Raw genomic sequence first — 12,207 nt, forward strand, 5'->3', positions numbered from 1 at the left:
TCTCTGGCCGGTCCTCGCGGTAGGAAACTGCATCATCTTCTTATGTTGGGGCGCTGCGGGCAAGTGGCGCGGCGCAATCGGCACAAGGCAACCCGCCTCGCGACCCGCCTTGCGCGCCTGCCATGCACCCTCGCGCCTGCTCGCCCGCCTGGGCAATAAAAAAGCCGCATCGGATCGATGCGGCCTGTCAGTCTACTGCATCCGGCGCGGCCGGGGCTATTTCAGCGACATGCTGTCGTTCAGCACGCGCGGCGTCAGGAACACCAGCAACTCGGTCCGGTTATTGACCTTGGCATTGTCCTTGAAGAAGTTGCCGAGTATCGGGATGTCGCCCAGCAGGGGCACCTTGTTCACATTGTTGGACTCGGTCTGGCTGTAAATGCCGCCGATCACCACGGTGCCGCCGTTCTCGACCAGCACCTGCGTCTGCACGTGCTTGGTGTCGATGGCGAAGCCCGACGTGGTCTGGATACCCACGCTGTCCTTGTTGACGTCGACGTCCAGCAGGACATTGCCTTCCGGCGTGATCTGCGGCGTCACTTCCAGCTTCAGGTTGGCTTTGCGGAACTGCACCGAGGTGGCGCCGCTGGAAGTGGCGGCCTGGTAGGGCAGTTCCGTGCCTTGCTCGATCAGTGCCTTGATATTGTTGGCGGTGACCACGCGCGGGCTGGAAATGATCTTGCCCCGCCCGTCGGCCTCAAGCGCCGACAGCTCCAGCGCCAGGAAACGGCCGGCCGTGTTGCTGAACAAGCTGACCGCGACCGAGCCCGGATTGACGCCGTTGATCGCTGCGGCCGGCAGGCTCAGTGCCGGGCTGCTATCCCAGGTGCCACCCGTGAGCGGGTTCGTGATCGGGCTGACCACATTGGTGTAGTTGTTGCCGTAGCCGGCGCCAGCCGTCTTGGAGGCAAAGCCCAGCCTGACGCCCAGGTTGCGGCTGAAAGTGTCATTGGCCTCGACGATGCGCGCCTCGATGATCACCTGGCGCACCGGAATGTCGATCTTGCCGAGGAAGCTCTGCACCTCTTCCAGCTTGGTCGCGATATCTGACACGAATAGCTGGTTGGTACGGGGATCGGCTGTCAGCGAGCCGCGCTTGGACAGCATGCGCGTGTTGCTGGCCGCCGCGCCGCCCACTCCACCCACCCCGCCGATCGCACCCGCGCCGCCCAGCGCCCCGCCACCGACGCCGCCCGCGGCCAGCCCGAGCAGCATGCGCCGCACGTCCTCGGCGCGCTGGTAGTTGAGCTGGAACACCTGGCTGCGGATCGGCTCGAGGTCGTTGATCTGCTGCTGCGATTCGAGCTCGAGTTTTTCCTTGGTGGCCAGCTCCGCCTTGGGCGCAACCAGCAGCACATTGCCATTGCGGCGCGAGGCCAAGCCCTTGGCGTCGAGCACAATCTGCAGCGCCTGGTCCCACGGCACATCCTTCAGGCGCAGCGTCAGATTGCCCTGCACGCTTTCGCTGGTGATGATGTTGAGGTTGGTGAAATCGGCAAACACCTGCAGCAGCGAGCGGATGTCGATGTTCTGGAAGTTCAGSGAGAGCCGGTCGCCGCGGAAGCCCGCGCCGCTGATCAGCTTGGCCGGATCTTCCTTGACCGGGCGCACCTCCACCACGAACTGCGTATCGGTCTGGTAGGAACTGTATTCCCAGTTTCCGCGCGGCTCGATGGTGAGGCGGGTGTTGCCGCTGTTTTCGCTCGCCCGCATGCCCTGCACGGGGGTGCCGAAGTCGGTCACGTCATAGCGCCGCCGCAGGCTGTCGGGCAATGTCGTATTGAGGAAATCGACCACGACGTTCTGGCCCTGCTGCGCGATATTGATGCCGGAATCCCGCGACGACAGGTCCACCACGATCCTGCCCGCGCCATCCTGGCCACGGCGGAAGTCGATATTGCGCACGGTCGACCGGTTCGACGGCGCCAGCGGCGCTTGCGCCGAACTTGGGGCGAACGTCGGCACCGCCGCCCGTGCCGTCTGGGCAACGTTGTCGAGCATCACCACGAACAGGTTGCCGCGCACTTCGGTACGATAGGTCGCCACGCGGGTCAGGTCGAGGACGACGCGGGTGCGGTCGCCGATCTGCACCACGTTGGCGCTCTTGAGCAACTTGCCGCCGAGGTCGTACTGGGCCCGTCCGGCCGCAAAGCCGGTATCGATGAAATCGATGGCGAGCTTGGGCGGGTTCTGCGTAGTGAAGTCGGCCGGCTTCTGCGATGGCGGCCCCTGCAGCTCGACTGTGAAGACAGTCTGCTCGCCCACCGTCGTGGCATCGACGCGCTTGACCGCATTGCCCGTTGTCGATTGCGCCTGCGCAGCCGGCGCGCCCAATACCAGCACCATCACCGCGGCGCCAGCAAGCGCGCGGTACCAACGACCGATGATCATGCCGACCCCTCCAGCTTCAGGCTGGTGATTTTCTCTTTCCACTCGGCTACCCCTTCCCGGACCAATTCGCGCAACACGATCTCCTGATCGCTGATGCGGACCACCCGGCCGTAGTTCTGGCCGAGATACTGACCCACCTTGACGTGGTGGATCTTGTTATCTACCTGCACGACGCCGTAGGTCTCGCCGCTCTTCTTCATGGCGCCCAGCATCTTGAAGTTCTCCAGCGGGTAATCCTCCAGCGGCTCTCGCCGCCGCCCGGACTCCGGCGATTCGGACAGCACACGGTTAAGGTCGCCGATCTTGTTCTGGGCAAACGGCTCAGGCGCGCTGCGCGCCGCGTACTCGCGCGGCGCATAGGGCTTGGGCTCGGGCAACGGGGCCGGCGGCGGCACCTTGGCCGCCTGGGCTTGCGCCATCCACTGGCGCAGGCTGTCTTCCTCGCTGCCGCCGCAGGCCGCCAGCAACGCGGCGCCAATCAGCGCGCAAGCGCAGGCACGCAGGCCCGGGGCCTGGATCACAGGCATCATTTCTTCACTCCCGCAGCCGTCTTGGCCGCCGCGGCTTCCGCCTTGCGCTGTGCCGCCTGTTCATCGGGATCAAGCGCGCGATAGGCCATCGCCACGGCTTCCATCGCCAGGCCACCATCCTTGCCGGTAGTGAACTGCAACCCTTGCATTGACACGATGCGGGAAAGCGCAGCCACGTCGGCATTGAACTGCGCCACGTCGTGATAGCGCCCGGTGACTTTCAGGTTGACCGGGATCTCGGCAAAGTAGGGCTTCATCACGGCGGCCTGCGGCTTGAACAGCTCGAACTGCAGGCCACGCGCCACGCCGGCGTGATTGACGTCGGCCAGCAGTGCATCCATCTCCGTCTTGTTGGGCAACTGGCGCTCGACCAGGGCCACGCGCTGCTCCACTTCCGCCTTCTGCTTGCGCAGCGCGTCCAGGTTGGCCACCTGCGCCACCTTGCTCAGGTAGGACTGCTTCAGGCTGTCCTGCTCGATATGTTTGCGATCGAGGTCGTCGAGCTTGCCGCTCCAGTAGAACTGCCAGCCCAGCACCAGCACCAGCACCGCCGCCAGCACGGCGAACAGCAGGCGCGGGGCGGTTGGCCAGGTTTCCGGCTCATTGAGGTTGAGGCCACGGAACTGCGCGCCGAGGTCGTTCAGCGTGGCCATCGAGATTTCGATATCACGTGCCATGGTCAGCCCTTTCCGCCAACGACGGCGCTTGCGGCCGCCGGCCCGGATTTGCCCTTCTTGCCGTCGTCCGGCACTTCAGCCGCACGGTAGGCGAAACGCATCGAGAAATCGAACAGGCGGCGCTGCTCACGCAGATTATTGGTCATCATCACGGCCTTGGATTCGACCAGTTCGGCCTTGTCCAGCCACTGCACCTGGCTGAGGTTGCGCAGCAGCTCCGAGACGCGCTCGTTCGACTGCGCGACGCCGCTCACGGTGAACGACTCGCCGGTCTGCTTGAGCGTGGTCAGGTAGACGCCTTCGGGTACCTGCCGCACCAGTTCCTCCAGCAGTTGCACGGGACGGTTGCGCTCGTTCTGCAGGCCTTCGATGGCCTTCTGCCGCTGCAGCAGGCCTTCGATGTCCTTGCGCAGCGTATTGACCTCTCGGATCTGCCCGTCCATGCGGCTGTTCTCGGCGGTGAGCACCTGGTTCAAGCTGGCAACGGCATCGATGCGGTGATCGATGTACATGCCGCCCAGCAGCACCACCAGCGCGCCGGCGCCGGCGGCCCCGCCCAACAGGGTGTAGACCTTCTTGCGCCGCGATGCCTTGCGGGCTTCGTGGTAAGGCAGCAGATTGACTGTCGGGATCGTATTGGTAGGCATGCGGCTTCCTCGCTCGCTTACTGCAGGCCGCGCAGCGCAAGCCCGGCGCTCACGATATAGGCCGGCAGGTCGCGCTGCAGATAGCGCTCGTTGACCTTTCCGGCTGTCATCATGTTCGCGAACGGGTTGGCCAGCGTGGTGGTGATCTCGGTCTGTTGCTCGATGGCCGCCTGCACGCCGACCAGCGAGGCGTGGCCGCCCGAGAGCAGGATCTCGTCGACCCGGCCGATGCTCGAAGCAGACAGGAAGTTGCGCACGGCCCCATGCACCTCCGCCGCCAGCGCCTCCAGGGAGGGACCGAGCAGCTGGGTACGCCAGGATTCCGGCAACGTGTTCTTGCGCTTCTTGATCTCGGCCTTGAGCGCGTCCAGCGTGAACATGCGCGCGGCGCTCTGGGTGAGCTGGTCGCCGTAGCTGTTGAGCGATTGCTCGTAGAGTTCTTTCCAGCCTTGGTAGAAGATCGCCTTGGAGCGGCTGCCGCCAAGGTGGATCACCGCCACCACGGGCAACTCCTTGGCATCGGTCGCGCTGATGTCGGCCGATACGCCCAGCATCTGCACCACGGAGCGCTGTACCGCGTATTCCTCGACGTCCATCACGTGCGGCTTCAGCCCGGCCATTTCGGCCGCGGTGACGCGTTCCTGCACGCGATCGCTGTTGGCGGCGGTAACGCGCACGCCAATGCCCCCCTCGGTTTCGCTGGGGCCGATCACGGCAAAATCGAAATTGACGGCCTGCGACGGCGGATAGAGGCGATGCGCCTCGGATTCCACCTGGACGTAAAGCTCATCCTCGGACAGGTTGTCCGGCAGGCTGACGGTCTGCGATTCGGTCAGCATCGACGGCACTCCCAGCACGACCTCTTTCGTGCGAATCCCGGCCTTGCCGAGTGCACGCTTGAGGGCGAYGCCCACCGCTTCGATATTGACCACGTTGCCATCGGCAACGGCATTGCGATCCAGCAGTTCGCTGGCGCATTTTTCCAGCCGATAGTCGTTCTTGCCGCTGCCTACCGACAGCTCGACTACCTTCACGCTGGACGACCCGATGTCCACGCCGACCGTCGTACGGCGCAACAACCCCGACAAGATACCTCGCCGCAAGGTGACCCCCTGACCGTTGAACTCGCCTTGGCTTGGTTGCTCTAATTTGGCGAGTCTTTATTGTTTCTTGGATGAAACGTTTTGCTCTTTTGGTTGGTGGATTCTCACCAAAAATCGGGGCGCTGGCAATGTGCCGGTTTGACCACGATTGCTTTTAATGAGCGCCCCTTGCAAAGCGTTGCCAAAATCCCACGGTAGCCCTGCCCCTCCCCCGATCCGCTCATCTTTTCGTTTCATGCAGATCTCAATCCCATTACATCTTGTAACAGCGCGATAGCGGCGCGCACGCCACAACGCGCCGGGCCCCGCGGATCCCGGGAGATATAATCCCGGCACCTCTAACTAGGTATTTCCCTTATGGCCACAGCACAACAAAAGCCTGCCCTACCCGCCCGGCGTCCGATCTGGATGCGGCTGACCTTTTGGGCTCTGGGCCTGCTGGTGGCCGGGATCGTGGCGGTGGCGCTGCTGGTGGGATATGCGCTGCTGGTGGCCGCGCCCAACCTGCCATCGCTGGATACCATCACTGACTACCGGCCGAAGATTCCGTTGCGGATCTATACCGCGGATAACGTGCTGATTGGCGAATTCGGCGAGGAACGGCGCAATTTCGTGCCGATTACCGAAATACCCGATGTGATGAAGAAGGCGGTGCTGGCCATCGAGGATGACCGGTTCTACGAACACGGCGGGGTCGACTTCGTCGGCGTGCTACGCGCGGGGCTCGCCAACCTGCGCGGCGGGCTGTCGCAGGGTGCGTCCACGATCACCATGCAGGTGGCGCGCAACTTCTTCCTCTCCAGCGAGAAGACCTACACYCGCAAGCTGTATGAAATGCTGCTGGCCTACAAGATCGAGGCCAACCTCTCGAAGGACCAGATCCTCGAGCTCTACATGAACCAGATCTACCTGGGGCAGCGCGCCTATGGCTTCGCCAGCGCGGCACGTGTGTATTTCGGCAAGTCGATCAAGGACGTGACGCCGGCCGAGGCCGCCATGCTGGCCGGCCTGCCCAAGGCGCCCTCGGCCTACAACCCGGTGGTCAACCCGAAGCGCGCCAAGGTACGCCAGGAATACATCCTGCAGCGCATGCGCGACCTGCGCTACCTCACACCCGAGCAGTACGACCAGGCTATCCACGAAGAACTGAAGGTGCGCGGCGAAGGCAATGAGTTCTCCACGCATGCCGAGTACGTCGCCGAAATCGTGCGCCAGCTTATGTATGCGCAATACCGCGAGGAAACCTACACCCGCGGCCTGACCGTCTACACCACGCTCAACAAGACCGACCAGGACGCCGCCTATGAGGCCGTGCGCTCGGGCATCATGAATTACGAGCGCCGCCACGGCTACCGCGGGCCTGAGGCGTTCATCGACCTGCCCGCCAGCGCGGACGAGCGCGAGCAGGCCATCGACGACGCACTGCTGGAGCACCCCGGCAGCGACGACCTGCGCTCGGCCGTGGTCACCAGCGTGACCGCCAAGCAGGTGCAGGCCACGCTGCTGTCGGGCGAAGTCGCTACCATCGAAGGCCAGGCGCTGCGATTCATCGCGCCGTCGCTCGCGGCCAACGCGCAGCCCAAGGCCAAGATCCGGCCGGGCGCGATCATCCGCGTGACGCAGGACGAGAAAGGCGCGTGGACGGTCACGCAGTTGCCTGAAGTATCCGCGGCCTTTATCTCGCTCAATCCGGAAGACGGCGAGATCCGCTCGATGGTCGGCGGCTTCGATTTCAACCGCAACAAGTTCAACCATGTGACGCAAGCCTGGCGCCAGCCGGGATCGAGCTTCAAGCCGTTCATCTACTCGGCGGCACTGGAAAAAGGATTCTCGCCCGCCACCGTGATCAACGACGCGCCGCTCTCGATCAGCGACAACGGCGGCCAGGTGTGGGAGCCGAAGAACTACGACGGCAAGTTCGAAGGCCCGATGACCATGCGCCGCGCGCTGGCCAAGTCCAAGAACCTGGTGTCGGTGCGCATCCTGCGCGCCATCGGCACCCAGTACGCCCAAGACTACATCACGCGCTTTGGCTTTGACGCCGACAAGCACCCGGCTTACCTGCCGATGGCGCTGGGCGCCGGCAGCGTCACCCCGCTGCAGATGGCTGGCGCCTACTCGGTCTTTGCCAACGGCGGCTACCGCGTCAATCCCTATCTGATCCAGAAGGTGGTCGATGCGCGCGGCAATGTGCTCTCCGAAACCAAGCCCCAGCGCGCTGGCGCGGATGCGGTACGCGTGCTGGATGCCCGCACCGCCTTTATCGCCGACACCATGCTGCGTGAGGTAGTGCGCAGCGGCACGGCCAACAGCGCCAAGCAGCGCCTGGGCCGCAACGACCTGGCCGGCAAGACCGGCACCACCAACGACGCCGTCGACGCCTGGTTCGCCGGCTACACGCCCAAGCTGGTGGCCATCGCCTGGATGGGCTACGACCAGCCCAAGAGCCTGGGTGTGCGCGAGACCGGCGGTGGCCTCGCGCTGCCAATCTGGGTGGGCTACATGGGCAAGATGCTGAAGGGCGTGCCCGAAATGCCCGAGCGCCAGCCCCCGGAAGGCGTGATCACCGTCGGCGGCGACTGGACCTTCGAGGAAAACGCGGGCGGCGCCGGCGTGGCTTCGGTTGGCCTGGGCGATCCGTGGCCGGGCAAACCGGACGAGAGCACGCAATCGCCGGCCGATACCGAGGCCGAGAAGAAGCGCATTCTGGAAATGTTTGGCGGCGGCTGATCCCCGTCGTGGGAGGCTTCGCCAACRAAAAAGCCGGCCCTCAAGCCGGCTTTTTCGTGCCTGGGCGCCGCGCTCAGGCCAGCGTCAGGGCTATCCCGGCCTGCTGGCTCACGTAGCCAGACAGTGCCGCATACAGTTCGCCGCCGCCGCGCGTATCGATCCAGCGCTGGCCATCGTGGCGGAAATGGAATCCGCCCGCGCGCGCGGCCACCCACAGTTCCTGCATCGGCGCCTGGCTGTTGACGATGATCTTGGAACCGTCCTCGAACTCGAGCTCGATGAGGTTGCCGGCACGGTTGATCTCGATATCGGCGTCGGCCGCGTCGGCGGCGGTTTCCACCGCGCTCTCCAGCCGGTCCAGCTCCTGCTGGGCCAGCGCCAGGAACTCACTTTCACTCATGGGGGGCATGCTAAACTCCAAGGCCGCCGGCCAGCGTCATTTGCAGCATTCCGCGGCATTCGGCCAGTAGCGTATTGAAAAAGTACTTCGTATTTCCGTTGGTCCCGCCGCCCCTGCTTCAGGGACTGCCCGGGACCGTCCGGGACGACTCTGGACGTCTCGTTGGACTCTTAGCCTCTTAGACTCTTTAAGTAAGGACGACCCGATGTTGCGTCGTGTTGCGATTGTATCGGTGATTGCCGCCAGCCTTGCGATGCCCCTGTTGTCCGGATGTGGCATCCGCGGCCCGCTGACAATGCCCAAGCAGCCTCCCGCACCGGCCCAGCCCGGCGTACCGGATCCCGGCCTGGCCAATCCGGCTGTCCCGAATCCGGCGGCCATCCAGGGCACCGCACCGGCAGCGGCGTCCGCCACGGCACCGGTTGCAGTGCCAGCCGCCACCCCCACCGCCAAATAACCATGAACGCCTTCTTCCATCGCCACGACGGCGTGCTAGCCGTCGAGCACGTGCCGCTCGCGCGCATCGCCGCCGAATACGGCACCCCCACCTATGTCTACTCGCGCGCCGCGCTGACCGCCGCCTACCAGGCCTACGCCGCGGCGTGCCAGGGGCGCCGCGCGCGCGTGCAATACGCCATGAAGGCCAACTCGAACCTGGCCGTGCTGCAGGTTTTCGCCAGGCTCGGCGCTGGCTTCGACATCGTCTCCGGTGGCGAGCTGCAGCGCGTGCTGGCAGTGGGCGGAGATCCGCGCAAGGTGGTGTTCTCGGGGGTCGGCAAGACCGCTGCCGAGATGGAACTGGCGCTGACGCACGATGTGCTGTCGTTCAATGTCGAGTCGATCCCCGAGCTGGACCGCCTCAATGCCGTGGCCGGCCGGCTGGGCAAGCGCGCGCGCGTATCGCTGCGCATCAATCCGGATGTGGATGCCAAGACGCATCCATATATCTCCACCGGGCTGAAGGGCAACAAGTTTGGCGTGGCGTTCGAGGACGTGCTGCCCACCTACCGCGCCGCCGCGGCGCTGCCCCACCTGGAAGTGGCGGGTATCGACTGCCATATCGGCTCGCAGATCACCGAGGTGGCGCCCTACCTGGAAGCGCTGGACAAGGTGCTGGACGTGGTGGAAGCGCTCGAACGCGAAGGCATCAAGCTCGAGCACATCGACGTGGGCGGCGGTCTTGGCATCACCTATGACGATGAAACGCCGCCTGACATTACCGGCTTTGCCCGCACGTTGCTGGACCGCGTGGCCGAGCGCGGCCATGGCCATCGCGAGGTGCTGTTCGAGCCGGGCCGCTCGCTGGTGGGCAACGCCGGCGTGCTGCTGACCCAGGTCGAGTTCCTCAAGCCGGGCGCCGCCAAGAACTTCTGCATCGTCGATGCGGCCATGAACGACCTGGCCCGCCCCGCCATGTACGAGGCCTATCACCGCATCGAACCCGTGCAACTGCGCGAGACGGCGCAAGCCGCGGCCCTGACCTACGACGTGGTGGGCCCCGTGTGCGAATCCGGCGACTGGCTTGGCCGCGATCGCGCGCTGGCGGTGCAGCCGGGCGACCTGCTCGCGGTGATGTCGGCCGGCGCCTATGGCTTTGTCATGAGCTCCAACTACAACACCCGCCCGCGCGCGGCCGAAGTGATGGTCGACGGCGACGACGTGCACCTGGTGCGCGGCCGCGAGCGCGTGGAAGACCTGTTCCGCGACGAGCGCCTGCTGCAAGGCTAAGCGCCTGCCCAGCCCCGTGCCCGGGAGCGTCCTGATCCTGGGCGGGCGGCGCGGGCGCGGCGCGGATCGACTATCGCTATGCCAACGGCAGCAGGCTGCCCAAAGCCGTGCCGCCACGCCATCCGGCCGCGCGCGAGATCACGCTCCATCTCTGACGCGCCCTCAGCGCCCTGGCTGCTGTGCCCCGGGCTTGCGCCACCACCACCAGGCACGCATCGCCAGCAGTCCGAACACCACCGCGGCGTAGATCGAGACCGTGCCGAAATCATGCTTGCCGGCCTTGTGCCACCAGTAGTGCATGATGGCCAGCACGGCGACGGCGTACACGGAACGGTGCAGCCATTGCCACCGCTTCCCGCCCAGGCGCTTGACCATGGCATTGGCTGAGGTTGCCGCCAGCGGAATCATCAGCACGAAGGCGGCGAAACCCACCGTGATGAACGGCCGCTTGGCGATGTCCTTGACCATGTACGCGACATCGAAGCCACGGTCCACGCCAAGCCACAGCAGGAAATGCTGCAGTGCGTAGAAGAAGGCGAACAGCCCGAGCATGCGCCGCAAGCGAATCAGCCAGTTCCAGCCGGTGAAACGGCGCAGCGGCGTGACCGCCAGCGTGACGCACAGCATCACCAGGGTCCAGGTACCGGTCGAGCGCGTGACGAACTCCAGCGGATTGGCGCCGAACTGATCGGTAAAGCCGAGGTACAGCAAGCGCAGGAACGGCAGCATGGCAAGCAGCCACACGGCCAGCTTGACCGTGCGCACACGCCCTGGCGTGAGCGTCGCGAGACCAGGCTGCCCGCTCGCCCGTGCCGGGCGTGCGCCGGCGGCCGGTGCGCCCGGGCGCGGCGGCGAGAGATCCTGTGGGGCCATCAGAAGAACTTCCTCAGGTCCATGCCCTGGTACAGCGACGCCACTTGCTGGCCATAGCCGTTGAAAGGCAGCGTCTTGCGCTTGGGCGCGAACAACGCGCCAAAGCCGCCGCCCTTGTCTTCGCCGATGCGGCGCTCCGTGGCCTGGCTCCAGCGGGGATGATCCACGTCCGGATTGACATTGGAATAGAAACCGTACTCCTGTGCCGCAGCCAGGTTCCAGCTGGTGCTGGGCTGCTTGTCGACAAAGCGGATCCTGACGATGGACTTGGCACTTTTGAAACCATATTTCCAGGGGACCACCACGCGCACCGGCGCACCGTTCTGGTTGGGCAGCACCTCGCCGTAGAGGCCAAAGGCCAGCAAGGTCAGCGGATGCATCGCCTCGTCCATGCGCAGGCCCTCGGTGTAAGGCCATTCCAGCACGCGGGCGCTGACGCCAGGCATCTGCTTCTTGTCGTTGAGCGTGACGAATTCCACGTACTTCGCGCCGGCTTGCGGCTCAACGCGACGAATCAGTTCGGCCAGGGAATAGCCGCTCCAGGGAATCACCATCGACCAGCCTTCTACGCAGCGCAGCCGGTAGACCCGCTCTTCCATCGGCATCAGGCGCACCAGCTCGTCGATATCGTAGACCTTGGGCTTCTTCACCAGGCCTTCGACGGCAACCTGCCATGGACGCGTGCGCAGCGTACCGGCGTTGCGCGCGGGGTCCGACTTGTCGGTGCCGAACTCGTAGTAGTTGTTGTACGTGGTGACGTCCTCGTACGGCGTGCGCTTTTCCGTCACTACGTAGGCATTGTTGGGCGCGGCCGGCAGCTTCTGGCCGCGCGGGGCCTGGGCCAGCGCATCGCGCGCGAACCACGGGGCCGGCATGCTCCCGGCAGCCCCCGCGGCCGCCATGGCCAAGAGCCGGCGACGCGACTCGAACACACCGCGCGGGGTGATCTCGCTGGCGGCAATATCGTCGCCGCGCAGCCACTTGGGAGAGGGAATCAGCATCGTTGTTCCTCGTTGCATGCCATGGGTAAAAATCGATCCGCCGTTCGTGCCTGGCCCTTGGCAGCCCCGCGTGCACGATTGGACTCCGGCTTGAGTCGGATGGCGCACGCGAATCCTGACATCTTTT

Annotated in this window: 12 protein-coding genes; 3 read left to right on the forward strand and 9 right to left on the reverse strand. The window is 65.0% G+C overall.

Annotation, left to right across the window (positions count from 1 at the left end):
- Nucleotides 1–216: 216 nt before the first annotated feature.
- The 6 genes from AC1DT6_RS06950 to AC1DT6_RS06975 all read right to left on the reverse strand — a co-directional run bounded on the left by AC1DT6_RS06950 (nucleotide 217) and on the right by AC1DT6_RS06975 (nucleotide 5,585).
- Nucleotides 217–2,391: a type IV pilus secretin PilQ gene (locus tag AC1DT6_RS06950; protein WP_477102477.1), complete on the reverse strand. Its 2,175-nt coding sequence runs from the start codon at nucleotides 2,389–2,391 to the stop codon at nucleotides 217–219.
- Nucleotides 2,388–2,918: a pilus assembly protein PilP gene (locus AC1DT6_RS06955; protein ID WP_441632752.1), complete on the reverse strand. Its 531-nt coding sequence runs from the start codon at nucleotides 2,916–2,918 to the stop codon at nucleotides 2,388–2,390. The genes AC1DT6_RS06950 and AC1DT6_RS06955 overlap by 4 nt, the downstream gene beginning before the upstream one ends.
- A complete protein-coding gene (locus AC1DT6_RS06960; protein ID WP_441632699.1) occupies nucleotides 2,918–3,598 on the reverse strand; it encodes a type IV pilus inner membrane component PilO in 681 nt (226 codons plus the stop codon). The genes AC1DT6_RS06955 and AC1DT6_RS06960 overlap by 1 nt, the downstream gene beginning before the upstream one ends.
- A gap of 2 nt (nucleotides 3,599–3,600) precedes the next feature.
- Complete coding sequence (locus AC1DT6_RS06965) at nucleotides 3,601–4,245, reverse strand: PilN domain-containing protein (protein WP_441632701.1); 645 nt, start codon at nucleotides 4,243–4,245, stop codon at nucleotides 3,601–3,603.
- 17 nt (nucleotides 4,246–4,262) lie between these two features.
- Entirely contained in the window at nucleotides 4,263–5,333 is a 1,071-nt protein-coding gene (gene pilM / locus AC1DT6_RS06970) for a type IV pilus assembly protein PilM (protein ID WP_477114572.1), read from the reverse strand.
- Nucleotides 5,334–5,405: 72 nt separating this feature from the next.
- Nucleotides 5,406–5,585, reverse strand: coding sequence for a hypothetical protein (locus tag AC1DT6_RS06975; protein WP_152561905.1), 180 nt, complete (start codon nucleotides 5,583–5,585; stop codon nucleotides 5,406–5,408).
- A gap of 120 nt (nucleotides 5,586–5,705) precedes the next feature.
- On the opposite strand from AC1DT6_RS06975, the gene AC1DT6_RS06980 reads away from it, so the two are divergent.
- Nucleotides 5,706–8,078 (forward strand): penicillin-binding protein 1A, encoded by a 2,373-nt coding sequence (locus AC1DT6_RS06980; RefSeq protein ID WP_477102478.1) that lies wholly within the window; start codon nucleotides 5,706–5,708, stop codon nucleotides 8,076–8,078.
- 73 nt (nucleotides 8,079–8,151) lie between these two features.
- Here the strand turns inward: AC1DT6_RS06980 and cyaY are convergent, their stop codons facing one another.
- A complete protein-coding gene (gene cyaY, locus AC1DT6_RS06985) occupies nucleotides 8,152–8,487 on the reverse strand; it encodes an iron donor protein CyaY (RefSeq protein WP_035870721.1) in 336 nt (111 codons plus the stop codon).
- Between the two features lie 196 nt (nucleotides 8,488–8,683).
- Between cyaY and lptM the strand changes: the two genes are divergently transcribed.
- Entirely contained in the window at nucleotides 8,684–8,935 is a 252-nt protein-coding gene (gene lptM / locus AC1DT6_RS06990) for an LPS translocon maturation chaperone LptM (protein ID WP_441632707.1), read from the forward strand.
- A gap of 2 nt (nucleotides 8,936–8,937) precedes the next feature.
- Nucleotides 8,938–10,206: a diaminopimelate decarboxylase gene (lysA, locus tag AC1DT6_RS06995; protein ID WP_441632709.1), complete on the forward strand. Its 1,269-nt coding sequence runs from the start codon at nucleotides 8,938–8,940 to the stop codon at nucleotides 10,204–10,206.
- A gap of 162 nt (nucleotides 10,207–10,368) precedes the next feature.
- On the opposite strand, the gene msrQ is transcribed toward lysA, so the two are convergent.
- Nucleotides 10,369–11,079: a protein-methionine-sulfoxide reductase heme-binding subunit MsrQ gene (msrQ, locus tag AC1DT6_RS07000; protein ID WP_441632711.1), complete on the reverse strand. Its 711-nt coding sequence runs from the start codon at nucleotides 11,077–11,079 to the stop codon at nucleotides 10,369–10,371.
- Entirely contained in the window at nucleotides 11,079–12,080 is a 1,002-nt protein-coding gene (msrP, locus tag AC1DT6_RS07005) for a protein-methionine-sulfoxide reductase catalytic subunit MsrP (RefSeq protein ID WP_441632713.1), read from the reverse strand. Before msrP ends, msrQ begins: the two co-directional genes overlap by 1 nt.
- Nucleotides 12,081–12,207 lie beyond the last annotated feature (127 nt).

The organism is Cupriavidus sp. 01L45 (assembly GCF_056399885.1).

Bases quoted from the DNA above. Each gene is read 5' to 3' on its own strand.
- AC1DT6_RS06955 (WP_441632752.1), bottom strand. From the start codon at position 2,918: ATGCCTGTGATCCAGGCCCCGGGCCTGCGTGCCTGCGCTTGCGCGCTG.
- AC1DT6_RS06960 (WP_441632699.1), bottom strand. From the start codon at position 3,598: ATGGCACGTGATATCGAAATCTCGATGGCCACGCTGAACGACCTCGGC.
- AC1DT6_RS06965 (WP_441632701.1), bottom strand. From the start codon at position 4,245: ATGCCTACCAATACGATCCCGACAGTCAATCTGCTGCCTTACCACGAA.
- AC1DT6_RS06975 (WP_152561905.1), bottom strand. From the start codon at position 5,585: ATGAAACGAAAAGATGAGCGGATCGGGGGAGGGGCAGGGCTACCGTGG.
- cyaY (WP_035870721.1), bottom strand. From the start codon at position 8,487: ATGCCCCCCATGAGTGAAAGTGAGTTCCTGGCGCTGGCCCAGCAGGAG.
- lptM (WP_441632707.1), top strand. From the start codon at position 8,684: ATGTTGCGTCGTGTTGCGATTGTATCGGTGATTGCCGCCAGCCTTGCG.
- lysA (WP_441632709.1), top strand. From the start codon at position 8,938: ATGAACGCCTTCTTCCATCGCCACGACGGCGTGCTAGCCGTCGAGCAC.
- msrQ (WP_441632711.1), bottom strand. From the start codon at position 11,079: ATGGCCCCACAGGATCTCTCGCCGCCGCGCCCGGGCGCACCGGCCGCC.
- msrP (WP_441632713.1), bottom strand. From the start codon at position 12,080: ATGCTGATTCCCTCTCCCAAGTGGCTGCGCGGCGACGATATTGCCGCC.